The following is a 23,880-nucleotide window of genomic DNA, read 5'->3' as shown; positions in this document are numbered from 1 at the left end:
CTGGACTCCACGTCTTCGGGGGGCACCAGCGGGCATCCTGGTGAGCATGACATCTCTCGGTGGCAGCAGGCAGCAGCCGGGCATGGTCCACTTCGTCGTCCCGGCCAGCGTCGAGGACCCCACGAACCCCAGCGGCGGCAACGTCTACGACACGACGATGGCGCGGCATTTGCCCCAGTATGGCTGGGATGTGCGGATGCACCCGGTCCCCGGCGGCTGGCCTCTGCCCTCGGAAGCCGACCGCGGCCGACTCGCGGAGCTGCTGCAGAACCTGCCGACAGGGTCGGTGGTACTGATCGACGGCCTGGTCGGCTGCTGCGTGCCCGAGATCATCGACACCGCCGCGCAACGACTGACGATGGTGGCGCTGGTGCACATGCCGCTCGCGGACGAGGTCGGCCTGGACCGCGTCCTGGCGGTGGACCTGCAAGAGGCGGAGCGGACGATGCTGCGCCGGTGCGCGGGCACGGTCACCACCAGCCACCACATCCGCCACCGGATCTGCAGCACCTACAACCTCACCTACCAGGCGACGACTGCCGCGCCGCCCGGCACCGATCGCGCCCCGCTGGCCACCGGCAGCCCCGGCGCCTCCCGCCTGCTGTGCGTCGCCGCCATCACCCCGACGAAGAACCAGATGCTGCTGGTCCAGGCACTGGAGCCGCTGGCGCACCTGCCATGGACGCTGCGCCTGGTCGGCCCCGAACGCGCGCCCGACTACGTGGCAGCCGTGCGCGACACCGCAACCAAGGCCGGGCTGGCCGAGCGGATCACCGTCACCGGCCCGCTGGCCGGCGAGGCGCTGGCGGCGGAGTACGCCAATGCGGACCTGGCCCTGCTGCCCTCCGTAGCCGAGACGTACGGCATGGTCATCGGCGAGGCACTGGCCGCCGGCCTGCCTGTCGCAGCCACCTGTACCGGCGGCACCTACGAGGCCCTGTACAGCACCTCCCTGGGACCGCCCGGCCGCCTGCTCGATCCCCACGACCCGGCCGCCTGGACCGAAGTGCTGCAGCAGTGGCTGACCGACCCCGCGCTGCGCGACGAGCTCCGCGCAGCCGCCGAAGAGCGGCGCAGTACCCTGCCCGGCTGGGACGCCACCGCCAGCACCGTGGCCCGGGCCCTGGACCGGGCCTGCACCCCGGTCACCGTCTACTCCCTGGAAGACCGCACCGCCCTGGCCGGCACTGCCGCCACGGCGCTGCGCACCCTGGATCCAGGCGACACCATCGCACGCATCACCCTGGCCGAGTCCCTGCGCGGCGCCGACATCGTCCCCGACCTGGCCTACGACCGCATCCCGCGCTCCACCGCAGCACCCGGTGGCCTCAGCCGACCAGCTGCCCCCGACCCACAGGGGCACCTGGAATACGTCCTCGCCCGCCTCCTGCAGCGCCTGGAGGCCATTCCCGGCTACGGCGACGACCTCCTGTCCTCCTATGCAGACGACCTCGACCAGTTCACTGGCCGCCAGCCCTAGTTCCCGCGTGCACGGCGAGCGAGCCGCTGCCCTGGACCGGCCCATGGAAAGCTGCAATCGATCACACCCAGGCCGAAGGACAGAGGCGCGGGGCCGAACGCACCCATGCTTCCGTGGCTGGCCTGACGGGACGCCGGAGCGGCGCACCGGGGATGCGGAGGTGCGCCCGACCCGTGGAAAGTGACCTCCGGCCGGGGCAACGCTTCGGTGCTGGGCCTGCGCGATGGTGATCCCGGCGTCCTGTCATGGACTATGGCTGTCAGACCGATCAGGCGGACCGGTGCGGTGAAAAGGGGACAGCGGATGAGCCTGCCAGGACGGGCAGCACGGCTACGGCGGTCTGCTCGGGTCGACCGGGAGCAGCCGCAGGCGCGGCCGACGATGCGGATGAAGGTCCAACGCAACGCCGGCGTCATCACCGCGGCCGCACTGGGCGGGGCGCACGCGGCCGGCCTTGAGGGTGTGCTGATGCCCGATGACGAGCCGACGCTGCTCGCGCTGGTCGCGATCGCCACCGGAAGCAGCCGCGCCCATCTCTACGTGCGACCTGCCGGGAATGAAGGGCACGCGGTGCTCTGCGTGCGCGGCCCGGCGGGTGCTGTGCCCGTTACCGGGCAGGTCTCGATGGCTGCGGACGTCCTGTTCGCTCGGACCAGGTCAGCGGTCCTCGCCCTGGCTGTCATGTCCCGCGAAGCCGGCCGCCAAGCTGAGGCCGACCGCTGGAGGGCTCTGGGACGGCAGATGCTCGCGGCCAGGCGAGAGGCGAACCGCGGCCACAGCGTTCGGGCGCTGAACGGCGGACTGCCCACACTGGGTCACCACAACTGATGTCGGCCACTCAACCGGAGATCGGTCAGAGGTCCACCGAACGCCGGCGGCACCGGGGCTCCGGCCGTGGTGGCAGCCGCCCGTGGCGCTGCAGCAGGTCAACGTCGTGCAGCTCGTAGCACTGCACGGGCGGTGGCAACGTGAGGTGATGGCTCCCCGAGGCGAGTGCCACGCGCGGTCACGAGTCCCCGGTGGCCGACGCCGACCTTTCTCTGCCTCCTTGCGTCACCCGTTGCGTATCTTCCCCGCGTTGATCATGCTCTGCGCGTAGCCGGGCCAGTCCCGGGCCAGGACGCCATCGACGAAGTCCCGCACCTGTCGGCGGTCCTCATCGGTGACTTCGTACGGCTGCTGGCCGGGCTGGTAGAGGACCAGTTGTTCCAGCGAGGGGTCGCCGACGAGCGTGTGGTGGAACTGGCTCAGCCCGAGGTAGAGCGCGAGGGTCGGGGTCTGCTGCAGCTGCGTCAGGCCGTTTTCCCAGTCTGCGCGGTTCACGTCGGCCCAGGTCCGTCCTTGCTGGCCCAGCCATCGGGTCAGGTCGCTGAAGAACACGGTGCGCAGGCCGGTCTGCTGCTGGTAGGCGTCGGCGACCAGCAGTACGGAGGTCGCGTCGGCGCCGAGCAGTTGGCGCGGGATCAGGGAGGGGGCGTGCGCCAGAGCGCACTCGCGCACCGATGCCGTTCCCTGCGGCCACGGCAGGGTGTGCACCAGCCAGTAGCGGGGATGGGTGATGGAGCTGGCCGGCGGGCCCTTCGGTGCCGCGGACCGGACAGGTGCCAGTGGCGCTGCCTGGGGCTGATTGGTGGCCTCGCGGTCGGTGTGGGAGGGGCCGTAGACGATCTCCCAGGAGTCGCCGTGCTCAAGGACGTCCATGCGCACCAGGGTCTTCAGCTTTCGCAGCAGGTTGCGGAAGTCGTCCGCCGAGAGACCGGCGCGCTCGGCGAGGGCGGGGATGTCGGCATCCTTCAGCTCCAGGCCCATGATCGGCGAGTTCATGGCCGACGGCGCGGTGAGCCCGGCCAGCACCATGAACACCCGCTTCGCGTTTGGGTCCGGGATCTGCAGGCCAAGGACGTACTTCACGGCTTCGTTGCTCATGCATACCTCGTTCGGTTGCTGGAGTCCGGCCCCGGCCGACCCCGACGGCCTCTCCCCCGCCGTGGCTTCGTGGGGCCGCTGCGGCAGCGCACGTCTCCTCGAGCCCGTGGCGGGGTCGTCGGTGAATGTACCGGGCACGGCCTCCTCGTTTGGCAGAACAGCGTCATGGAGCCGGATTTCGGCGCCGCTGCCGAGGCGGACCCGTTCGGCGTGCGGTCACCTGTTCCGCTCGAAGTCGGCCGGGTGACGAAGTGGGGCCGGGACCCCGAGCAGGTCCCGCAGCGACCGCTCCTGGGTGGCCCACTGCGCGAGCTGGATCCCGTCGAGGAGGTGGACGCCGAGAACGGCGGCCTTCTCCACTGCGTTGGCCGTGAAGCGACCGTTGGTCACCACGATCGCGAAGGTGGCCCGGTGCATGTCGCTGGCTGTTCCCTTCAGCTCTCTGATCACCTTGGCGTCGGTCCTCTGCTTGCTTGCCAGCCCGTCACGGCGGTGCTTGCACTGCACGACCCAGACCCACCCGTCCATGTCCCTGGCCCAGACGTCGACCGCGTCATCATTGGCACCGCCCACCTGCTCGGCGCGGAAGCCGTCTCGTCGCATCAGGTCCCGAACAGCGGTCTCGAACGGAATGGGTCCAAGAGCAGTAAGTTGATCGAGGGTCAGCTGCAGCTGGGGCCCGGCGGCCAGCCGAGCGTCCCAGTCGGCGCGGATGCTTCTCCGGGTCGAGAAGTACACGTAGGAGCAGAAGCCCACTGGCCCGACGCAGTCGACGGCTAGGTGGAAGGGCGAGGGCCACCAGCCGGTCCAGCGGCCGGCGAGCAGCCCGATGGTGCACAGCATCAGCACCATCCCGAGGACCTCCGGCGTGCGGTACAGGCCCCGCCAGGCGAGCAGCCGAAGGTGGTGGTGGCGGTCGATCGTGCCGCGGCGCCTGGCCGGCTTCGAGCGCAGACGTCGACCGCGCCGCCGCTCGACACCGCCCGCGGGCGCCCACTGGCGCAGGCGGGTCCATCGTCCGGCGATCGCCGCGAAGGCAGCAGAACGGGAATCCGCGCACCGGCCGAAGCGGTCGTCCACGACGCCCTCCTGTCGCAGCGTCATGCGCTCACCGTCACCGGGACCGGTTCACGGGGAGTAAGGACGGGGAGCAGGACTCGCAGTGGCTCTCCGGCCGCCCAACGTGCCAACGCGTCCCGCTGCACCAAGTGAACCTTGACCCTGCGTGCGGTGTCAACGGCCGACGGTGTGCAGCCGTTGATGGCGACCAGCACAGCGACGTCCGCGTCGTAGAGGGGCTGTGCGGATCCCTTGAGCTCTCTCACATAGTTGGGGCCGATCTCCGAGACCCACTTCTTGCACTGGAACGCCACTTTGCGCCCGTCCGGGGTCCAGGCCACAGCATCCACTCCGTCGTCGGACGCACCTCCGACGTGCTGGACGTCAAGGAACCCGTCCCGCTCCAGCAGCTCGCACACCACGAGCTCGAAACGCCTCCAGGTGACGGCGTCCAAGTCCGCGAGGGAGAAGGTCGCCACCTTCGGTGGTGCGGAGGCCGCCGGCGCGGTGGACTGCTGATGGGGCAGCGGCCGGTTGCGCCAGCGCGCCAAGAGCCGCGGACCGGCGAGGACGGCTAACACGCCCACCGCGAACAGCACTGGAATGGTGATCCAGAGGTGGCGGTTCGCCCAGCCACTGAAGTCTTCGACGACCGCGTCCCCCGTAGCCAAGATGAGAATCCACTTGGCGATGGTCTCCCACCCGCGCTCGGTACTCCCTGACATGTACGCCCCCTCCAGCCGGCGGATGGCGGCCCTGCGCTGCCCCCGCATCCCTTCATTGCAGCACCGGACACTGACAGTTGGTGCAGGGTCCGACTCCCCCGCAGGTCAGGCTCATCTGGCAGCGGTGGATGTTGGAGCGGTGCCCGGGGCCGGGCTCATCATCGACGCCCGGCTCCGGTCTTCACCGCAGGGCGTCTTGGAACGCCTGACGGTGCGCGGCCAGGAAGGTTTCGGCGCTGTCCAGTGCGGCAGGAACGCGCAGGGCCGTGGGTGGAGTCAAGCAGAGACCCAGGTGCGGGTCTCGTTGACCGCTTCCTTGTTCCTCAGCGCGCCGGCGAGGTCGATGTCGAGGCGGTTGGCGATCGCGCAGAGGTAGATGAGGGCGTCCGCCAGTTCCTCCCCGACGTCACCGACGGCCGAGTTCGGGTCCAGGCGCATCTTCTCCCGCTTGCGCACGGCTTTGAAGATTTCCCCGACCTCCTCGCCGAGCTGCAGGCACTGCTCGATAACCGGTCTCGTACTGAAACCGCGCTCATTCTCCATGTCGGCCACATAGGCCTGGATTTCTTCGAGCGACTGATTCTGTTCGAGAGGGATCACGCGGAGCCTCGCTGTACGGTCGGGGATTCGGAGATGCCGGGGCAGCAGGCTAGCAGCCGATTCTTGATCGCCTGCCCGGGATCGGCGGACGCCCGTTACACCGGGTCCGGGTGTGGTAGTAGCGCTGTCTGGCCCGGGATCTGCGGGGCTCCGGTCGGGCGGGCGGTGGTCCACCGGCCGCGTAGGACCCGGGTCAGCTGGTCGGCGCGGGTCCGTACGGCTCTGCGGACCTCGGCGGTCGCTGCGCCGGCGACCAGGCTGGTGGCGACGCGGCGCCCGGTCGGCTCCCAGGCCCAGGTCCCGATGACGGTCCCGTCGTGCACGACGGTGGGCAGGACTTCACCGATCTGGTTGAAGGCCCGCCGCGGTTGCAGTGCACCGAGGTAGCGGGTCCTGGTCTCGAAGTACGCCTTGAGGGCGACGTCTTCATGCGCGAGCAGGCTCACCCCGGCCCGGTGGGCGGAGGGGTCGGTGGTCAGGAACTCCTCCAGGCGGTCGGCGAACATGTACTGCGGCTGGTCGCTCCAGGCGGTGGTGACCATGGCCACCTCCCGGCTGCTGCGGGCCAGGGCGTCGGTGATTGCGGTCCGTGACAGGGCCGACCACCAGACCGCGTCTGCCAGGGTGGCTGGGCCGTAGCGGTCGAAGTACGCCTCGACCAGGAGCGCGGTCGCATGGTGTCGGTCCAGACCCAGGTTCGCCGCGGGATAGGCCTGCTTGGTCAGCGCGAAGGTGCGCAGCTCCCGGTTCCAGGCCTCGGAGGTGTTGCGGTAGGCGATGTCGCCGCGCTCCCAGGCCAGTTTGAGTGCGAGGCGGCCGCGCGGGGTGCTGATGCGGCGGCCGGCCAGGCGGCGTTCGATCTCGCGGTGGTGCAGGGGGCCGTGCGCTCCCAGCAGTACGGCCAGTTCGTCCATGGCCGCCTCGACGTCGGCCAGGCTCTCGTGGGCGTTGGTCACCGCCCGTAGGGCGTCGCGCTCGCGGTAGTGGCGGGTCGCGGCGTGGGCGGCGGCGGCGAGGTCCAGCGGCAGGGTGTGGAGGGTTTTCCGCATGCAGCGGACCGTCATGACGCGTTCGCGGGTCGGCGGCGCGAAGAGGCTGGCTGCTACGGCGGTACCGGCGCTGCGGGCGGCGACGGTGGCGAACGGGGAGGGGAGCCTGGCGGCGTGCAGGCCAAGGCTCGCGCGCGCGATCGATTCCACCGAGTCGAGCCGGGTCTCGTCCGCCAGGCCCTGGCGCCGCAGGACCCAATTCCACAGCCCCCGTGACGTCACCTCGTCCAGCGGGCGAATTGCCGGTAATGATCGGGCTGGCGCAAGCATGCGCGGAGCCTAGCAGGACGGCCTGCTGCGCCTGAATTCACCCCTGCGTGTTCCATCCCGCCTCGACAAATTGCCTCAACCGGTCGTGCGTTCTTTCGATTTCCTCCCATTCGCGGTCGTTTCCCCACCACCTCTTCGTGTTGTGGTGGATGTGGAACTTCTCCCAGTCCCCGTCCCAGTCGGGCTGCAGGTGGGTGCCGCGCACCCCGTACAGGTCGGCCCGGTCGTAGACCTCGGTGCCGGGCAGCGGGACGAACCGGAACAGCGAGACCCGGCTGACGGCGGCGCCCAGCTCGCTCAGCAGGCTCACCGTCTCCTCGGTGGTCTCGGTGTTCTCGCCGGGAAAGCCGTGGATGACGAAGACCTTCGCCGCGATCCCGACGTCGTTGGTCATGTGGATGGCGCGGGTGATCTGCGCGCGGGTGGTGTTCTTCCGCATGGCCTTCAGGAGCTGCTCGCTGCCGGACTCCATGCCGTACTTGATCTCGATGCAGCCGGAGCGGGCCATCTTCGCGAGCAATACCTCGTCGACGGTGTCGACTCGCGACAGGGCCGACCACCGCAGGCCCAGGTGGGCGATGTGGTCGCAGATGTCGCCGACCTTCTGGCGGGCCACGATGAAGTTGTCGTCCACGATGGCGAAGCCCTCGATGCCGTACACCTCGATCAGGTGCTCCAGCTCGGCCAGGGCACTGGCCCCGCCGCGGTACTGGATCCGGGTCTGCCCGGCGGCGCAGAAGCTGCACGGGAACGGGCAGCCGCGCGAGAACATCACGTGCGCCATCGCCAGGTCGGTCCCGGCCAGCCGGTCCGTGATCACGATGTCCTGACGCGGCAGCAGGTGCCGGGCTGGCAGCGGGAGGCTGTCGATGTTGCGCAGCAGGGGGCGCTTGGCGGTGCGCCTGACCTGGTCGCCGTCGCGGTACAGGATGCCGGGGACGCTCGCCAGACCGGCCCGGTAGTGTTCCAGGATCGCGAGGATGGTTTCCTCGGACTCGCCGTCGGCGGCGACGTGCGCGTCGAAGTCGCGCAGGCTGGAGTCGGGGTAGAAGTTGCAGTGCACCCCGCCGACCATCACCAGCGCGTCCTCGCGGATCGCGCTGCGCCGGCGGGCGTTGAGCATGATGCCGTAGGTGGCCGACGACGCCAGGCTGAAGCCGACCGCGTCGAAGCCGCTCAGGTCCAGGCGGGTCCGGTGCGGGGTGACCTTCTCGATGGCGACCTCGTGGCCGGCCTGCTCGATCACCGCCGCCAGGTACAGCACGCCGAACGGCGGGAACTCCTTGCGCTGCTCGCGGAAGCGGGCCATGTCGTAGACCTCAGGGTAGAGCAGTACCACTCTCATGCCGTCTCCTGGTCCGAAGGTGCGGGCGGTGGGCGGTGCGGCGTTCACAGGCCCAGGCGGGCGGCCACCTGCTCGGCCAGGGCGCGGTGGACCGTGTCTGGGTCCTGGTCGCCGATGTCGTACCGGCACACGGGGTAGCCGGCGGCGGCGAGCTGGTCGGCCACCTGGTTGAAGAGCTCGACTTCCCTCTGCTTGGCGGCCTGGTCGGCGAGGTGGAAGCGGCTGTGGTTGCCCCTCCCGGCAGCCCGGGTCGCGCACAGCTGCCAGTGGCCGGTCAGGAAGATCGCCAGATGCGGCCACGGCAGATGGCGATGGATGTTCCACAGGAAGTCCGGCGGCACCCCGTCGAGCTGGTCCATGGCCAGGGACGAGGGCAGGTACCGGTCGCAGACCACCGCTTCCCCGCGCTCCAGCGCCGGGCGGACGACTGTCTCGACGTGGTGGTAGCGGTCGGCGGCGATCAGCAGCGACAGTGCGATCCCGTGGTACTCGTGGGTGCCGTACCGGGCCAGCTCTCCGATCGCTGAGTGCGAGGGCTCCGTGGTGGCGCACACTTTCAGCCCCCTGCTGCCCAGGAACGTCCCCAGCCGGGCGCCCATGGTCGTCTTCCCGACCCCGCTGGGACCGTCCAGGGTGATGAACAGCCCGCCGGTCTCGGGCCAGGGCTCCGGCTGCCGCATCAGGACGTCGGGGGTGTCGGTGCCGTCGGATCGCGGGCGCGGGGACATGCTGCTTCCTCCAGGAATCGGTGCGGACCAACTGCAGGGCCTCCACGGTTGAACCCGCGTCCAACGGGCTCCTCGCCGCAGGTCGATCTCGGGCATGCGGACGCGGGCTGGCTCCCAGGAACGGATGTGGTCCGGCCGGCCCTGGGGCAGGCGCTCAGCGGTGCTCGGTGCCCGATGGTGCGTTGGACCATGCCTGTGATCACCCCCGGTCGTCCCGGCAGCGCGCGGACACCGCAACGGACGGACCACCCGCGGGTGGTGGCGGCTGCCTGCGGTGCCCGAACGCAACTGACTAACAGTCAACAGGTGTGCGCGGTCGGTGAATACGGTAGGGACACACCTGAAGGCTGAAACCCTTGAAACCCCGCTCGGAGAGGCTGATGCCGTGGCACCGCGCATCCGAACGCCGAACCACGCCCTCGCCGCCCTGATCACCGAGACCCACTGGAACAACGGAGAGTTCGCCCGCGCGGTCAACCGCACCGGCACGGAAGGCGGTCAACGACTCAAGTACGACGACTCCGCCGTCTCCCACTGGCTCACCGGCACCCGCCCGATGCCCAAGTCACAGGCAGCCGTCCTGGAAACCCTCGCCCGCAGGCTCGGCCGACCGGTCTCGGCTGCGGACGCCGGGTTCCGCGACCGCCGCGACCCGCCAGCCGTCAGCACGGATACGGTGGCGGAACTGATCGACCTCGGGAGCTTGGATATGGATCCCACCCGCAGGGGCGTGCTCAGCGCCGGCCTGTACTCCGTCGCCCTGGCCGTCCCGGGCTGGCCCGATGGCCTGGGACGATTCCAGCAACTGCGGACCGACCCCCACCGGCGCATCGGCATGGCCGAGGTCGACGCGGTCACCGGCATGACCGGCAGACTCAGCGAGATGGACGACCAGTACGGCGGGCGGGCCGTCCGGCCCCTCGCGGCAGCGTTCCTCGTCAACACCATCGTCCCGCACCTGCGGGCCAGCGCGAGCGAGAAAATCCGCAAGGCGCTGCTGTCCGCGGCCTCCGACCATCTCTACCTCACCGGGTACATGGCCGTCGACGAACGCCTAGACCAGCTCGGCCAGCGCTACTACACCAAGGCCCTCGAACTGGCGCTGGCGGCCGAGGACCCCGTCACCTACAGGACTGCCCTGAGGGGCATGAGCGTCCAGGCCGTCGAGCTCGGCCACGGCGCCGCAGCGCTCCGATTCGCCGACGCCGCGTCAGCGGTATCGCAGCACGCCGGACCCAGGATGCGCGCCTTCCTCTCCGGACAGCAGGCCCACGCCCTGGCCCAGACCGGCGATCGCCGCGCCGCCCTGGCCAAGATCCGCGAGGCGGAGGCGGCGATGGAGAAAGCGGAATCCGCAGCGACAGCCCACGGCTCCTACGATCCTGCCTCGATGAACTATCACACCGCGCAGGTCAACTTCCTGCTTGGCGACCACACCACGGCCATCCAAGGACTGGAGCTGTCCGAGAAGATGCGCTCCCTGGTCTACCGCCGTGCCAGAGTGCGCCACCGCGCCATGCTCGGCGAATGGAAGCTCCAAGCCGGACGGCTCGAGGAAGCCTGCCGGGAATGGCACAGCGCCCTCGACGACTACCCCCACGTCCAGTCCGGCAGGGCCGACGACCGCGTCCGGACGATGATCGCGTCCCTGCGCCCGCACCTCAGCACCGCCTGCGCCCGCGAGCTGATCGAACGGGCGCTGCCGCTGGCCCGCGCCGCTTGACGTCGCGCCGCGAGGAGCCGGCGCGCACGGCGACCGCCGCGTGCGGGGTACTCGATCGGGTGAAGAAGTGACGGGTCCCACCCCGTCGGGCCGCTTCAGTCCCTAGTGTGACGGACCGTGGGATACCTGCGGCTACTGCAGAGGCGCTCCGTTCTGGTCCTGTGGCTGGCGGAGACCTTGTCGGTGTTCGGCGACCGGTTCTTCACGCTCGCCCTGATGTGGACAGTGCTCGCCACATCGGGACCTGTCGCGATGGGTGTGCTGGTGGTCACCGAGTCGATCCCACACCTGCTGATCGGCACGTTCGGCAGACGCCTGGTCGCACGACTCGCCTCGTTCCGGGCCCTGTCCCTGGTGGACGCGGCCCAGATCGGCGTGGTCGGTGCCCTGCCGTGGTTGTGGCACCTCCTGGGCTTTCCCGCCGCCGTCGCCGTCATCATGGTGATCGGGACGGCGGACGCCCTGGCCGACCCAACCCGTTCCGCGCTCGTCCCTGAGCTCGTCGCCGAGGACCAGGTCCAGCACGTCAACGGACTGATGGATCTCACTGGCCGCTTCACCTGGATCCTGGGACCGGGAGCGGCCGCAGTGCTGCTGGCGTTCCTCCCCGCCGAACGCCTCTTCCTGATCGACGCGGGCACCTTCGCGGTGTCCGCTGTCGCCCTGCGGTGGCTGGCCCGCCAGCCGAGGTGGCTGGCTGCTGGCGTGACGCCAACTGCAGCGCCGTCACCGGCACCAGCTCCGAAGGCGTGGCCGACCCTGCGGCGCCATCCAGCTCTGGCCTGCGCGTTGGGACTGCACGGGACCGGCGAGTTCCTCTATGCGATCACCACGGTGGGGGTACCGATTCTGCTGGCCTCGCGGCTACACACTAGGCCCGACGCGTACGCGCTGGTGGTCACCTGCATGGGCGCAGGGTCCGTGGTGGGGAACCTGCTGGTGGGCAATCTTGCGCTGCCCAAGCGGTTCCTCCACTCCTACTGCGCGTCCTGGCTGGTGCGCGGCGCGGTGCTCGCCGGCTACGCCTTGGCCCGAGACCTGGCGGCCGTCCTTGTCCTGACCGCCCTGTCGAGTCTGACGGTGCCCTGGGGATCGATCCAGTTGCGGACAGCGCTGTCGCGTCTACCCGCAGGGGAGAGACTTCGGTTGATCACTGTGGACAGCGCCGGTCTGCATCTGGCGGGGATGACGGGGATGTGCGTGCTGCCGGCGTTGGCCGCGTTCGCACCCGGCAGCAGCTTCCTGGGCTGCGGCATCGCCATGGTGGCCTTGGCGGTGACCGGTTGGACGGTGGCCGTATGGTTGGCGCGGCACAGCCGCACTGCCGGGACGGCACCGGACTGTGCGAGGAGGCGCCGCGGACTGGCCCCCGCTCAGCCGTGTTCAAGGGCGCCCAAGGCGACGCCGTCGGTGTAGGAGCCGACCACGGAGACCGCGTAGCCCAGGGCGAGGAACTGCCGTACCTGTGGGGTCCGGACTTTCATGCTCCAGTGCACCGCGGGGTAGTCGGCGTGCTCGTCGTGGTTGGGGACCCACTGGAACTCCAACTGAGGGCCGTCGGACCGGGCAGCCCGCAGTTCGTCCTCGCAGCGCTGCTGCGCGGAGCGCAGGTCCTCGTAGACCGGCTCCAGCGGTGTGTACGAGCGGGGGTCGGAGTAGTCGGCCCGGTACCTCAGCGGGGCCAGCGCGTACGCCTGGCTCACGAACACGCCTTCGATCAGCTCGTCATCATCCAACACGGTGCACATCCTTTCAGAACGGCACAAGCGGCGTCCGTTGTGGACGGACTCTTCGTATGAGCAAGCCTCACGCCCACAGCGAGCACCCCGTCCTGTTGCCCTCAAGCCTCGCCTTCAGCTCCGATACCCGTCTGGTCGGTGAGGTGCTGGGGACGGTGGCGTCGGCCGCGGCGCGCACCGCGGACGACACCCGTTTTCTGGCGCCAGCCCTGACCTGGCAGATCGCCGCCAAGGCGGTGGGCGACCTGGCGACCGATGACCACAGCCCCGAGAACCTGCGGGCGGCGTCGGTGCCGGTCTACGCCCTGGAGGCGGTCCGGGCCTGCCGCGCAGCCCTCGTTGAAGCCTCCGGCAGCAGCCCCGGCAGCGACGGTGCCCGCCTGGCCGACTTGCTGTCGGACTACCTCGAGGTCGTCCACGAAACCGACCTTCGCGGCGTGATCGCCGTCCTGGAGAGGATCCTCGCGGTGCTCGCCCTCGACCTGCCCAGCGCCGACATACTGCTCACCCGCCTCCTGCTGCAGCAGGAGGTCTCCCCCGGCCACCGGGCCGTTCTTGACGACGTATTGGTGGCCTGGCGCAACGCCGGGGTCGACTGCTGACGAGTGCTGCCCAACTGCACCGGCCCCATCTCCGGGGGACCTTCAGGTGCCGCAGGGGACCTCAGCGAGGGCTTTGGTCCCGTGCCGTCAGCCCTGCGGTCAGCCGTTCATCATGGCCTTGAGGTCCCGCAGCGTCAGCTCGTTCGTGCCGCGGTCCGCCGCTTCGCTCTCGGTCCACTCCAGGATCGCGGGGTGTGCCCGGTGGTAGGGGGTTCCGACGGTGGTGTCCTTCCCGTCAGTGTCGGCGACCTGGGTGAGGTAGGCGGCCAGGGCCTCCGGGCCGCTACCGCCGCTGTAGCCGACGTTGTAGCCGACGGCCCGGCGCTGCGGCAGGATCGCCAGCAGACCCTCGCTCGTCCGGGCCCAGAACAGACCGCGGCCGACGAGGAAGCTACTGAAGGTGTCCTTCGGGCGCAGAGCCAGCGGGGCGTAGGTCTGGTAGGACCACCGGTCTGTGCCGCCCTGGCCCTGGTGCTTGAAGTGCTGACCGACGACGGGCAGCCCGAACTCGAGGTCGTAGAACGACCGGCGGCACACACAGCCCGACCCGTTCACGGCCGCCGGGCTGTCCTTGTCCTCTTCGACGCACGGGTGGAACAGGGTGGGGATCTCCGTTGACTCCACGAGCGTGCAGTGCATCGCGTTCGGTTCGCAGCGCACCAGCCGGCCCAGCCACTCCTGCGTCGCAGCCGTCCGGACCTGGACCGCTTCGATGGACACGTCGGCATTCAGCGCCGCCGAGGCGATCCCGAGGCGCGGGTCGGTGTTCAGGACGAACTCCAGGTAGCTCTTCGTCGGGTCGGTGAGGTTCAGGTCGGCGGGCTCGAAGGTCAACGTGGCGCTCCAATGCGGTCGTGCCCGGCGGCCGGCCGGGCCCAGAAGACACGGTGCTGGTCTCGGGAGAGACGGTGGTTCGCGCGGATCGGACGGCTTCCTCCCACGCCGGTACTCCGATTCTCGTGCTGCCCCGAGGCGCGGGCAGGAGGAAGGCAGAGATCAGCCACCAGCTGGCCGGTTGTTGTCCCGGGTGCGGTCTTCAGGCGCCTGCCCGGACTGACCGGTCGCGCCGGCGTAGTGAGCGCGGGCAGTTCCCGGATGGCGCGCTCCCGGGGCCGGCTGACGGTTGCGCATGGACTGAGCGGGCCTGCTGCGCCAGCGTCGACGCTGCGAGCCCAGTGGTCACGAAAGTGTCCGGGAGCCGTGTACACCCAGGTGCTCCTGGCCCATCACCGCCTCCTGCTCCGCAGATGACCGGAGCGGATTCAGAACAGGCTCTGCTGCTCGGAGCGCGCGGCTCTGGCCTCGCGGCCGGCCACCGCGAGCAGGTCCGCGAGGGTGCCGTAGCGGGTGCCGGCGGCGGCGTCGGTAAGCAGGCGGCGCAGCAGGAGGGCGGTGACGTCGACGTCGGCCATGGCCCGGTGCCGGTCGGCTGGCCTGGGCAGGCCGAACGCGGCGATCAGCGCGTCGAGGCCGAAGGACGGCAGCAGCGGGTGCAGGGCCTTGGCCAGGAGCCGGGTGTCCAGCAGCGGGGTGCGGGCCAGTCGGGGGCAGTGGTCGCGGTGATCATAAAGGAGCGAGGCCTCGACCGGGGCGTGCTGAGCCACCAGGAGCAGCGGTCCGGCCGGGACGGTGGCGTCAAGTTCGGCGAGGACCTGGTCGACGGTGCGGGCGTCGGCGACGTCCTGGGGCCGGATGCCGGTGGTGCGGGTCATCGCGCTGGTGACGGGGGCGAAGTCGGGCGGGCGGATCAGGGAAGTGGAGCGGAAGCCGGTCGGCTGCGGGCCGTGGCCGGGAACGTGCCGCAGGCCCAGGGCGGCGACCTCGACCGGCTGCGGACGGTGGCCGGCCGGGGTGGTCGCCTCGAAGTCGATGACCAGGAGCGTGGTGTTGGCGAAGGCGGGGTCGTCGACGAGACGGGGCGGGCCGGTCACCGCCAGGTGAAGGTTCGGTCCGTCAGCGGCGGCAACTCGACGAGGTCGGAGGGCGCCAGCACGCTCGCCAGGGCCAGCAACGCGGGCATGGCCCCCGGGTACAGGTGTAGGCCGGCGGCATCGTCGGCGGGCACCCAGCACACCTGCGTGATGTCGTCCGCGTCGCGTTCGGTGGGGGCCAGGTCGCCGCGGGCACTGTCGGGCAGGTCGAGGAGGTAGATCAGGTGGTAGCGGCGGAAAAGGGAGTGGTCACCGGGGCGGGTGGTCAGCTGGTCCTGTGTCCACCGCAGTCGGGGCGGCGCGGGGAGCGCGGTGACGTCGAGGTCCAACTCCTCCTTGAGCTCGCGAGCCAGAGCGTCGACGGTGAGCTCGTCACGACGGACCATGCCTCCTGGGAGGGAGTACTGCTCACCGCCCTCCCGCTGTCGCCTGATCAAGCAGACCTGCCCGGCATTCAAGATCACCGCGCAGGCGCGCACGACGACTGAGTCCACGGCCTGGGGCTGCGGGGCGGTCATGGGCACGCTCCGGTGCTGTCGAGGGCGGTGGCCGCGTCGCAGCGCGCCCACCGGCGGGGTTGCGTCCTCTGGCTCTGCGCTGCGGGCACACCCAACAGAATAAGGGGGGTGCGTCGGGCGCGCGGGGGCGATGGGCGGAACTCACTCGATCGTGTTCGAGCATCTCTCGTGGCGGGCCCGGCGGTTGAAGCCGGACGTCGCGATCGCTGTCCTGGCCCGCGGATCCGGCGGCCAGGCGGCGAGCATGGCCTTCTGCGCGGGTGCGGACACTCTTGTCGTCGGGCAGGGACCGGCGGTGGCGCGGTGGCGGGCGCTGGGGCGGTGCGGGTGTGGCGCTGTCTGCGGGGCCGGACGGGGAACGGTAGGGTCTGCGTCGAGGTGGTTGCGCCTGCCTGGTTCGTCCCGATGACGCCCATGCCGTCCGGGGTGGCCGCAAGGAGCCCGTGGACTGCGGTTCGGGGCAGTGTCTTTGACCCAGCGTCGGATGTCAGTGCGATTCGAGCCTGCCTTCGGTGGCGGCATGGGAGCCGGGAAAGCGAAGCACCATGCCTCAGCGCAATCGCAAGGTCCAGCGGGCCGCCCGCCAGCTGGACGATCTCCAGGGCCTGTCCTACACCGACGCACGCGGCGTTGCCCGGCGCGGGAACCGGATCACCCGGCTCGCGCCGGCGCGGGCGATGCTCGACGCCGGCACGTGGTCCCGGTACGGACGCTGGCTGCACCCGGGAGCGGACTGGGACCAGTGGAGGGTCCGTTGTGGGTCCTGCGGCCGAGTCCAGGGCCCGGACCTGGCCCGAGAGGCCGGGCTGGCGCTCGCCCCGGAGCTGGCGTTCACCGAATGCCTCTCCCGACTTCACCCGGACGCCGAGTACCTCTCCCGGCTGCTCACGGTCAGCGAGACGCGGGTCTGCCCCGCTGCCGTCGACATCGGCGACTACTACCGTGTCTTCTCACGTACCGGATGTTCCCGCGTGCTGATGTTCGCCGGCGCCGGGGACTTCTTGGAGTACCCGGCACCGACCGCGGCGGACGACGAGGTGGAGCTGGTGCCGGGTGTCACGCTCCTGAGCACGGCCAGCAGTTCGCGGTAGAGACCGGCGGGCTCCGGGGCGTCACCGGTCGGCTTCAGCTCGCGGGCACGGCTGCAGATTGCATGTCCTGGGCCGCACCCGCCAGGTGCATCAGCACCGGGCGCGGCCGGGTGGAGCGGGGAATCCAGGCGTCCAGGAGCAGGTAGCAGCCGCCCTCACCGTCGCCGGCCAGCGCGGTCGCGGCATTGCCCTCGACGGTCACCAGTTCGCTGTGCCGGCCGGTCCTCAGGTCGGTGGAGTAGAGGGCGACCTGCCCGGCCTCGGTGGAAGCGCCGGCGCTGAGGACGGTGTGCTCCCCCACGGCCAGCAGGGCGGTCAGGTCGCGGAGCGGAGCGGCAATGAACCAGTTGCTGTCATCGAGCCTCATCCCGGCGCCGACCTCCAGGACACCGCCCTGGTAGCCGCTGCCGAGGTAGAGGTCCCCCGTCCCGGTCAGGGCCGCTCGTTTGACCTGACCGGAGAACTCGATCGGCCAGTGAGTCTCGTCACCGACCCGCTCACCGATCCGAGTCAAGGTGTGCGAGCCCTTCCATACATCGCCCGTCGGGCCGGTGGTGGAGAACACCCAGCGGCTGCCGGCGGGGCCGGTGATCAGCTGACTCCCGGGCCGGAACGCGCCGGCGACCGGCAGCAGCTGCTCCCCGTCCCAGCTGACGATGCCGCTCTCGCAGGCGACGAGCAGTCCGCCGCTCGCACCAGGTGCGACCGCGGTGCGGGTACCGGCCAGGGGCAGTTCCCAGGACGTGCGGCCCGAGCGGGGGTCCAGCCGCTGGACACCGGAGCCGCAGGTCAGCAGGAGCGATCGGTCCGACGCGAGGGACATGCCGGTGAAGTGGTCCTCCTGCGGTTCCGCGGTGAGCACCACCGACGCACCGACCGTGTCCGCGAACCCGGTGACAGCGGGGACGGGGGACACGGAATCGCCGGGGCCGGTCCAAACGGGCAGGTTCGGCGGGTAGGGCGACAGGAGGAGGTCCGCCGCGGTGACGTAGGAGCCGCCGCGCCGGCTGGTCCACGAGAACAGGAGGTGGAGCAGCACGTCGGGGTCCACCAGGCCGGTGAGCATGGCCTCGATGTGGGTTCGGTCCAGCAGGATGATCTCGGGGTGGTATTCGGTGAACTCCCGCACCGGGCCGGTGAACCCGGCCATCGACACCAGGACGGCGGCGGTGTTGGGCGGGCGGACCCTCAAGCGCAGGTACAGCTTCGCCACCGGGTCGAGGTTGATCGGCTCCTTGGTCCACTTCGCCTCGAGGATGTAGTACGCCCGGCCGACGGAGAAGCCCACGTCCGTCTCGTCGCGGTTCCGCAGGCCCCGCTGGTCGGCATGGGCCTCCAGGCCCCAGGCGCGCAGCAGGTCGCGCAGGAACGTGTTGAACTCCTGCCCGCGCCCCTGGGCCTGCCGGCCGCCCATCGTCCTCAGCCGCCGGTACCGCAGAATCAGTTCGCGCAACGCCACATCGTCGGTCACACCCGCCATTGTCGACCCCACAGGCACCGCACCCCGCCAGATTCCCGGCGGCCACCGCGCTGCCTTCACCTCTGCTCCCGCTGCCGGGCGCCGCCGCCGTTTCCGGAAGAAGAGCGTGCGCTGCGCCGATGCCAGAGTTTTCGCGGAACCTTGCCGCTACGGGACGGGGCCGGTCACGCTGGAGCGGTGATCGCACCGAAACGCGCAAGCCAGGTCCCCCCCTACACGCTGCACCCCGACGTACGGCGCCGACGGGGCGCCGCCCTGCTGGAGTTCGCCTTCCTGGCCGAGAACCTGCCCCAGCCCGGCGCCGATCCCACCGGCTTCAACCGCGCGATCGCGCGCCTGGTACGGATCTGCCTGCCGGGCACCGACCCCGACCGGACGACGCTGGACGGCATCGTGGCGCTCTTGTCGATCACCGGCCTCAAGGAATCGGCGGACCAGTCTCACGAGGACACCGACGAGATCTTCGGCGGCGACCTGGGAACCGACTTCCGGTTCTACGAGGTCCCCGACCAGGCCCTGGGCGTGTACGCGGGATCGCCGCCCGACCAGTCCGCTGGCCAGCGCAGGCAGTTCGCACGGATCGTCCTCCGCCTGGTCAAAGGCTGCGACGCCGAAGCACCGGTGAAGGCCGCCACCGACCTGCTGACCTGGGCGGTGCAGCTCCCGATCGTCCCGCGTGAGTTGTTCCTGCGCCGAGAGCGGGCCGGCCGCACCCGGGCCCAGGTCGCAGCCGCCGTCGGCGGCGTCTCGGTCAACACCGTCGCGTCCTGGGAGTCGGGGACGGCGATCCCCGGTCCGCGGGACTGGAAAGCCCTCAGTGCCGCCTACGGCTTCAGCGCCGAGGAGTTCACCCGGCTGCTGGACCGCACCGGACCACCGGAACGACGCGGAGCGCCACGCTCACATGGGACCCCCGCCAGCACGGTCGCCGCCACCGACGTCTGGAAAGCGCCCGCCGACGACTGCGGCACCGAGGGCGTCCAGGTCCGCCGGGCCACCACGGACGCGGCCCGGCTGCGCGCCCACCCGGTGTGGCACGACGAGACCACCCGCCCCGGCGCCGGCAACGGCATGTGGTTCCTGGACCTGGGTGAGGGCCTGGACGATCCCGGGGCCGACCTGCTCTCCCGGCGTACCCGTTCGGGCCCCACCCGAACGCCCGGCGACCTCGGCGGAACCCTGGGGCCGGTGACCCTGCCCGCACTCATGCACCGAGGGGACTGGCCGGCGATCCTCGGTGAAATGTGCAACGCGATCACCCGCTTCGCCTCCCCCGTGATGGCAAGCCAGCTGAACGGCCAGGACGCCGACCGCGACGAGCTGGGCGCCGTCGTCGCGATGGGCCTGAACCTGTCGACGGCCTACTGCCACGCCAACCGGCTCCACCGGGGCACCCCCACCCACCAGCGGCACACCGCGGCGGTGGATGCGGCCGTAGCCGACGCCCTCACCAAGGTGCTGATGACCACCTTCCACTCCACCCTGTGACACTGCAGGCTCTGTAGCGCGTCATTCGCCACGCCCGCACCAGGGCAAGAGGCACGAACCGTGTCCGCGTCGGCTTGGATGCCTGCGGCACCGAGGCGGCCGCTCGGCGCCATGCCCCTGGGCGGCTGCATCCCTTGCAGCCTGTCCGTTGGCTGCAAGTTGTCCTGACGGAATGTGATCGCCCAAGCGGGCAGGCCCCGACGGGCCACCTACGGAACTGATGCACCCGAAGCCGTCAGCACGGCACTATCGGCGGCATGACCCAGACGCCCCCGACCGCGGCGCATGCATTGACGATCACCGCCGTCCCCTACGACAGCCCGGCCGCCCACGCGCTCGTTCGCGCCCTCCAGCGCGAACAGCTCGCCCTCTACGGGCGAGCCGACGACCCCGGGGCCACCGCCGCCGCGGAGTTCGCGCCTCCCCACGGCCTGTTCCTCCTCGCCACCGGCCAGGACGCGATCGCCGTGGCCTGCGGAGGATGGCGGACCGCCGGAGCTGCTACCGCAGAGGTGAAGCGCATGTACGTGACCTCGCCCGCCCGCGGACGCGGCTACGGGCGACGGATGTTGGAGGCCCTGGAGCAGGACGCCCGTGAGCACGGCATGTCCGAGGTCATCCTGGAGACCGGTATCAAGAACCATGCGGCCCTTGCCCTCTACACCCGTTGCGGATACGGCCTGATCGAGCCCTACGTCGCTGGCCGCGATCCTCTGATCAATCGGGCGCTGAGCAAGACACTTCGCCCTCCGCAGCGGGCGGAACCTCCATCACAGCTCTCAGGCACTGGCCAAAACTCTGAGGTTAATGCGTTGAAAGACCCCCAGGACCTCCGGTGAGAGGGCCTCAGTGTCGGTTCAGGCACCTTGTAACAAGCTGAGGCACAAACAAATGCCCAGCTCAGGGGCTTGCCACAGCTGGCGGAGTGCCTGAAGTGCCTGTCCGGCATATTACAGCTCACCAGAACTCACTCACGGGCGTGTGTACACAAGAAGGCTCAGCAGGAAGGTAATTGGCGGTTCAGGCACTTCAGGCACTTCTTCGGCTCTACGCTGGACTCTCTGATAGCCAACTCATGAAGGTATCTTTGCTGGTCAGCAAGCCTCTGGCCCGGAGGCGGGGCGGGTGTATACCGCGCGCCAAGGCAAGGGCCGAAGTGCCTTCAGGCACTCCTTCAGCACCTCGCTGGGCACCTCTTCGATGAACTTCGGAGTTGAGTCACTTCGGGCACTCGCAAAATGGGGCAAAAGCTCTGTAACTCCTTCTATGCCGCCCCGGGCAGTGTCCGAAGTGACTCAACTCCGGAAATCGCGACGCAGATCCCACGCCTACCTACTGCCACGCGCTAAGCTCCTGTCACCGCAACATGCGGATCTCAGGCACTACGGGCACTGGCCCGCCTGTGCCCGGATCAGTGAGCAACCGAAAGGCACGGTTCAAGTCGGCGATGGAAGGGCAGCAGACGGGCACGTCCGTCCACTCACGGAGCCTCGATGTCGCCCTCTGGTGGGCACGCCGCGACTGGCCGGTCTGGCCCTTGTCTCCTTTGTCGAAGCGACCGGCTCCGAACTGCGGTCGTTGCCAGCCACGATCTGACGGAAGCCCAGCTCACCCTGCACGCGACTGTGGGTGCATCGAGGCAGGTCGTTGGTGCCACGCCTTCCACGCGGCGACAACGAGTCCCGAGCGAATCCACCAGTGGTGGACCCACAACCCAGCGTTCGGTGTCTCGATCTCCACCGGCCCGGGGCGGCTTCTCGTCTTGGACGTCGACCGTCATGCAGTGGTCGTCCCTGAGCGCTCAGCGCTGCTGCCTGGGATCAACATCCCCGCGTCAGTAGACCTGACAGGTCTCGCGAACGGATTCCACACACTCGCTCTTCTGGCAGCACTGCGCGGGCAGCGGAGTCCAACTGACGACGACACGACACTCCGTGTCGCCACACCGCAGCACGGCATGCACGTGTACTACCGTCTGCTACCCACCCAGCCAGACTTGCGGTCGTCCGTGGGCACCAACGGGACTGTCGCCCTCGCATGGCAAGTGGACGTCAAAGCAATGCGGAGCTCTATTGTCGCCCCCGGCACCATGACCAGGTCCGGCGGGTACCTCGCGTACGGCACCGCGCGAATGCCGGCTCCGGCGCCGGACTGGCTGATCGACGAGCTCCTACGCACCGGCCACGCCGACAGGGCTCCCAGACCAATGCCGGAGCTGCCATGTATGCCCGCCCCGCGGTCCCCGCGGCGCGGAACAGTTCCAGCGGCCACGCGCCTGGCATCGCTACTCGAAGACATCCGCACCTGCGCCAACGTAGCCACGGGCTTCGCCTTCACCGAGAAGCTTAACCGGGCTGCCTTCACCGCTGGCGGCCTCATCGCCGCCGGCACCCTAGACCATCACGACGCCGTCGCTCTCCTCCAGAGCGCCGCACAGCATGCTCGCCCTCACCACCGGCAAATCACCGCAATCATCAACTCAGGCATCCAGGCTGGGGCCAGCCGCCCCTTCCAGGACTAAGGACCGCTCCAGATGACTAGCGCCACCGAGGCACTTTTCGATGCACCCGCGGCGGCTGCGCAGATGGCTCTGCTCGACGACCAGGGCCACCTGTCCGACAGTCCTGACCCGTCCGGTGCCGAGGTCCCAGCCCAAGGTCAGCAGACGCAGATCCGACTCCCCCGTCGACTGACCGAGCGGTGGAACGCTGAGCTGTTCGTCCAGCTCCATGGCGGCACCTTCCGGCACGTGACCGACGTCGGCTGGTATGTCTGGGACGGAAGCCGGTGGTCCCGAGGCGAGGGCGAGAAGAAGGCGCTACACACCGCAGGCACCCTGGGCGCCTACATCGACCGCCTCAATCTCGCCCAACGCGGATTCGACAAGAAGGCCGTCGATGCTCACATCCGCAGCAGCGAGTCCACCGCCGGTATGAAGGCCATGCTGACTCAGGCGGCCACCTTCGAAGAGGTATCCCTCGAGGCCGAGCAGATGGACTCCGACCCTGAGTTGCTCTGCACCCCCGGTGGCATCATCAACCTGCGCACCGGCGAGATCACTCCGCCCGACTCCCGCAGGGACCGGCATACTCGCATGACCCGGGTCGCACCGGAGAAGATGCCGACACCGCGGTGGAAGAACTTCCTCTACGACACTTTCGGCCAGGAGCGAGAAGACCAGGAGCTGATCAACTACCTCCAGATCTTGATGGGCTACTCCATCACTGGAGACGTCGGAGCTCACGTTCTCCCATTCCTGCACGGCGCTGGAAAGAACGGCAAGAGCGTACTTCTCGACACCGTTGTCGAGCTCATGGGCGACTACGCCGCAGTGGCACCTGAGGGCTTCCTGATGACCAAGCCCTACGCCGAGCATGCAACTGAGCTCACCGAGCTGCACGGTCGGCGCATCATGCTCTGCAACGAGGTCAAGGCAACAGACCGCTTCAACGAGCAACGCGTTAAGGCCCTGACGAGCTCCGGCGACATCTCCGCGCGTCGGATGCGTAAGGACTTCTACACCTTCAAGATGACCCACCACCTTTGGCTCATCGGTAACCACAAGCCCGAAGTACCCACGGGTGGAGATCCAGCCTTCTGGCGTCGGCTCCGCCTCGTCCCCTTCACCAGGACCGTGAGTGAAGATCGGCGTGTCCACAACCTCGCCGAGAAGCTCGTCCAGGAGGAGGGGCCTGGCATCCTCGCGTTTCTGATCGAAGGTGCACAGCGCTACCTCCGAAATCCGGACGCACTCGAAGGGCCGTCCATCGTGCGGATGGCCACGCAGGAGTACGCCAAGACTGAGGACCACGTTGGTCGCTTCATCGCCGAGATGTGCGTGAGGCGCCCCAACGACCCAGCCATCCGAGTACTCCAGCCCCAGCTTTACCTTGCGTACAGCGACTGGTGGCGTGATGAGGGAATCGGCGGTCAGCCGTCGTCCCAGCGCGCCTTCCACGGACGGGTCCGCCAGGACCTCGGGATCAAGTCCCCCGACGATCTACCTCGCTCCAACGGCAAGAAGTACTACCCAGGCCTGGGCCTCAAGGAAGACGGTTGAGACGCCATGGAATCCGGACATCCCAGGCGGTCTGCTACCCACGCCTGGGCGCGCCCCGTATGATGC

At 69.6% G+C, this 23,880-nt stretch carries 22 protein-coding genes; 10 read left to right on the top strand and 12 right to left on the bottom strand.

Features of this window, described 5'->3' with window-relative positions:
* Nucleotides 1-46 precede the first annotated feature (46 nt).
* Both ABH941_RS23580 and ABH941_RS23575 read left to right on the top strand, forming a co-directional pair.
* Entirely contained in the window at nt 47-1,480 is a 1,434-nt protein-coding gene (locus ABH941_RS23580) for a glycosyltransferase family 4 protein (protein ID WP_370131435.1), read from the top strand.
* Nucleotides 1,481-1,783: 303 nt separating this feature from the next.
* Nucleotides 1,784-2,308: a hypothetical protein gene (locus ABH941_RS23575; RefSeq protein ID WP_370131434.1), complete on the top strand. Its 525-nt coding sequence runs from the start codon at nt 1,784-1,786 to the stop codon at nt 2,306-2,308.
* 225 nt (nt 2,309-2,533) lie between these two features.
* Here the strand turns inward: ABH941_RS23575 and ABH941_RS23570 are convergent, their stop codons facing one another.
* The 7 genes from ABH941_RS23570 to tmk all read right to left on the bottom strand — a co-directional run bounded on the left by ABH941_RS23570 (nt 2,534) and on the right by tmk (nt 9,182).
* Nucleotides 2,534-3,406 carry a hypothetical protein gene (locus ABH941_RS23570; protein ID WP_370131433.1) on the bottom strand — a complete coding sequence of 291 codons (873 nt, stop codon included), beginning with the start codon at nt 3,404-3,406 and terminating at the stop codon, nt 2,534-2,536.
* A gap of 216 nt (nt 3,407-3,622) precedes the next feature.
* A complete protein-coding gene (locus ABH941_RS23565; RefSeq protein ID WP_370131432.1) occupies nt 3,623-4,510 on the bottom strand; it encodes a restriction endonuclease in 888 nt (295 codons plus the stop codon).
* Nucleotides 4,507-5,190, bottom strand: coding sequence for a restriction endonuclease (locus tag ABH941_RS23560; RefSeq protein WP_370131431.1), 684 nt, complete (start codon nt 5,188-5,190; stop codon nt 4,507-4,509). Before ABH941_RS23560 ends, ABH941_RS23565 begins: the two co-directional genes overlap by 4 nt.
* 276 nt (nt 5,191-5,466) lie before the next feature.
* Entirely contained in the window at nt 5,467-5,790 is a 324-nt protein-coding gene (locus ABH941_RS23555) for a MazG nucleotide pyrophosphohydrolase domain-containing protein (RefSeq protein ID WP_370131430.1), read from the bottom strand.
* A 95-nt stretch (nt 5,791-5,885) separates the two neighbouring features.
* Nucleotides 5,886-7,061 carry a DNA glycosylase AlkZ-like family protein gene (locus ABH941_RS23550; protein WP_370131428.1) on the bottom strand — a complete coding sequence of 392 codons (1,176 nt, stop codon included), beginning with the start codon at nt 7,059-7,061 and terminating at the stop codon, nt 5,886-5,888.
* Nucleotides 7,062-7,146: 85 nt separating this feature from the next.
* The gene (locus ABH941_RS23545; RefSeq protein WP_370131427.1) at nt 7,147-8,454 is read right to left on the bottom strand and encodes a radical SAM protein; all 1,308 of its coding nucleotides are present in this window, start codon (nt 8,452-8,454) and stop codon (nt 7,147-7,149) included.
* Between the two features lie 44 nt (nt 8,455-8,498).
* Complete coding sequence (tmk, locus tag ABH941_RS23540) at nt 8,499-9,182, bottom strand: dTMP kinase (protein ID WP_370131426.1); 684 nt, start codon at nt 9,180-9,182, stop codon at nt 8,499-8,501.
* A 385-nt stretch (nt 9,183-9,567) separates the two neighbouring features.
* Between tmk and ABH941_RS23535 the strand changes: the two genes are divergently transcribed.
* Both ABH941_RS23535 and ABH941_RS23530 read left to right on the top strand, forming a co-directional pair.
* On the top strand, nt 9,568-10,905 hold the full coding sequence (locus ABH941_RS23535; RefSeq protein ID WP_370131425.1) for a tetratricopeptide repeat protein: 1,338 nt from the start codon (nt 9,568-9,570) through the stop codon (nt 10,903-10,905).
* A gap of 117 nt (nt 10,906-11,022) precedes the next feature.
* Nucleotides 11,023-12,321, top strand: coding sequence for an MFS transporter (locus tag ABH941_RS23530; protein WP_370131424.1), 1,299 nt, complete (start codon nt 11,023-11,025; stop codon nt 12,319-12,321).
* On the opposite strand, the gene ABH941_RS23525 is transcribed toward ABH941_RS23530, so the two are convergent.
* Entirely contained in the window at nt 12,279-12,644 is a 366-nt protein-coding gene (locus ABH941_RS23525) for a hypothetical protein (RefSeq protein ID WP_370131423.1), read from the bottom strand. The genes ABH941_RS23530 and ABH941_RS23525 overlap by 43 nt on opposite strands.
* Before the next feature lie 56 nt (nt 12,645-12,700).
* Here ABH941_RS23525 and ABH941_RS23520 point away from each other — a divergent pair, with 56 nt between their 5' ends.
* On the top strand, nt 12,701-13,246 hold the full coding sequence (locus ABH941_RS23520) for a hypothetical protein (protein WP_370131422.1): 546 nt from the start codon (nt 12,701-12,703) through the stop codon (nt 13,244-13,246).
* Nucleotides 13,247-13,345: 99 nt separating this feature from the next.
* Here the strand turns inward: ABH941_RS23520 and ABH941_RS23515 are convergent, their stop codons facing one another.
* The 3 genes from ABH941_RS23515 to ABH941_RS23505 all read right to left on the bottom strand — a co-directional run bounded on the left by ABH941_RS23515 (nt 13,346) and on the right by ABH941_RS23505 (nt 15,695).
* Nucleotides 13,346-14,080, bottom strand: coding sequence for a hypothetical protein (locus tag ABH941_RS23515; protein ID WP_370131420.1), 735 nt, complete (start codon nt 14,078-14,080; stop codon nt 13,346-13,348).
* Nucleotides 14,081-14,508: 428 nt separating this feature from the next.
* Entirely contained in the window at nt 14,509-15,177 is a 669-nt protein-coding gene (locus ABH941_RS23510) for a 3'-5' exonuclease (protein WP_370131419.1), read from the bottom strand.
* On the bottom strand, nt 15,174-15,695 hold the full coding sequence (locus ABH941_RS23505; RefSeq protein WP_370131418.1) for an NUDIX domain-containing protein: 522 nt from the start codon (nt 15,693-15,695) through the stop codon (nt 15,174-15,176). Before ABH941_RS23505 ends, ABH941_RS23510 begins: the two co-directional genes overlap by 4 nt.
* A gap of 545 nt (nt 15,696-16,240) precedes the next feature.
* On the opposite strand from ABH941_RS23505, the gene ABH941_RS23500 reads away from it, so the two are divergent.
* Nucleotides 16,241-16,786: a hypothetical protein gene (locus ABH941_RS23500; protein ID WP_370131417.1), complete on the top strand. Its 546-nt coding sequence runs from the start codon at nt 16,241-16,243 to the stop codon at nt 16,784-16,786.
* A 34-nt stretch (nt 16,787-16,820) separates the two neighbouring features.
* On the opposite strand, the gene ABH941_RS23495 is transcribed toward ABH941_RS23500, so the two are convergent.
* Nucleotides 16,821-18,257 carry a restriction endonuclease gene (locus ABH941_RS23495; protein ID WP_370131416.1) on the bottom strand — a complete coding sequence of 479 codons (1,437 nt, stop codon included), beginning with the start codon at nt 18,255-18,257 and terminating at the stop codon, nt 16,821-16,823.
* 186 nt (nt 18,258-18,443) lie between these two features.
* On the opposite strand from ABH941_RS23495, the gene ABH941_RS23490 reads away from it, so the two are divergent.
* The 4 genes from ABH941_RS23490 to ABH941_RS23475 all read left to right on the top strand — a co-directional run bounded on the left by ABH941_RS23490 (nt 18,444) and on the right by ABH941_RS23475 (nt 23,814).
* On the top strand, nt 18,444-19,754 hold the full coding sequence (locus tag ABH941_RS23490) for a helix-turn-helix domain-containing protein (protein WP_370131415.1): 1,311 nt from the start codon (nt 18,444-18,446) through the stop codon (nt 19,752-19,754).
* A 257-nt stretch (nt 19,755-20,011) separates the two neighbouring features.
* Nucleotides 20,012-20,593: a GNAT family N-acetyltransferase gene (locus ABH941_RS23485; RefSeq protein ID WP_370131414.1), complete on the top strand. Its 582-nt coding sequence runs from the start codon at nt 20,012-20,014 to the stop codon at nt 20,591-20,593.
* A gap of 527 nt (nt 20,594-21,120) precedes the next feature.
* On the top strand, nt 21,121-22,275 hold the full coding sequence (locus tag ABH941_RS23480) for a bifunctional DNA primase/polymerase (RefSeq protein WP_370131413.1): 1,155 nt from the start codon (nt 21,121-21,123) through the stop codon (nt 22,273-22,275).
* A 12-nt stretch (nt 22,276-22,287) separates the two neighbouring features.
* Nucleotides 22,288-23,814, top strand: coding sequence for a phage/plasmid primase, P4 family (locus ABH941_RS23475; RefSeq protein WP_370131412.1), 1,527 nt, complete (start codon nt 22,288-22,290; stop codon nt 23,812-23,814).
* Nucleotides 23,815-23,880 lie beyond the last annotated feature (66 nt).

Source organism: Streptacidiphilus sp. EB103A (assembly GCF_041261405.1).
Lineage (GTDB): Bacteria > Actinomycetota > Actinomycetes > Streptomycetales > Streptomycetaceae > Streptacidiphilus.
Note: the sequence above shows the minus strand (reverse complement) of the source record. Positions and strands in the feature narration are given on the sequence as shown.

Coding starts and splice junctions, on each gene's coding strand:
- ABH941_RS23580 (WP_370131435.1), top strand. CDS start 47: ATGACATCTCTCGGTGGCAGCAGGCAGCAGCCGGGCATGGTCCACTTC.
- ABH941_RS23575 (WP_370131434.1), top strand. CDS start 1,784: ATGAGCCTGCCAGGACGGGCAGCACGGCTACGGCGGTCTGCTCGGGTC.
- ABH941_RS23570 (WP_370131433.1), bottom strand. CDS start 3,406: ATGAGCAACGAAGCCGTGAAGTACGTCCTTGGCCTGCAGATCCCGGAC.
- ABH941_RS23565 (WP_370131432.1), bottom strand. CDS start 4,510: ATGACGCTGCGACAGGAGGGCGTCGTGGACGACCGCTTCGGCCGGTGC.
- ABH941_RS23560 (WP_370131431.1), bottom strand. CDS start 5,190: ATGTCAGGGAGTACCGAGCGCGGGTGGGAGACCATCGCCAAGTGGATT.
- ABH941_RS23545 (WP_370131427.1), bottom strand. CDS start 8,454: ATGAGAGTGGTACTGCTCTACCCTGAGGTCTACGACATGGCCCGCTTC.
- tmk (WP_370131426.1), bottom strand. CDS start 9,182: ATGTCCCCGCGCCCGCGATCCGACGGCACCGACACCCCCGACGTCCTG.
- ABH941_RS23520 (WP_370131422.1), top strand. CDS start 12,701: ATGAGCAAGCCTCACGCCCACAGCGAGCACCCCGTCCTGTTGCCCTCA.
- ABH941_RS23505 (WP_370131418.1), bottom strand. CDS start 15,695: ATGACCGCCCCGCAGCCCCAGGCCGTGGACTCAGTCGTCGTGCGCGCC.
- ABH941_RS23500 (WP_370131417.1), top strand. CDS start 16,241: ATGCCTCAGCGCAATCGCAAGGTCCAGCGGGCCGCCCGCCAGCTGGAC.
- ABH941_RS23485 (WP_370131414.1), top strand. CDS start 20,012: ATGACCCAGACGCCCCCGACCGCGGCGCATGCATTGACGATCACCGCC.
- ABH941_RS23480 (WP_370131413.1), top strand. CDS start 21,121: ATGCGGATCTCAGGCACTACGGGCACTGGCCCGCCTGTGCCCGGATCA.
- ABH941_RS23475 (WP_370131412.1), top strand. CDS start 22,288: ATGACTAGCGCCACCGAGGCACTTTTCGATGCACCCGCGGCGGCTGCG.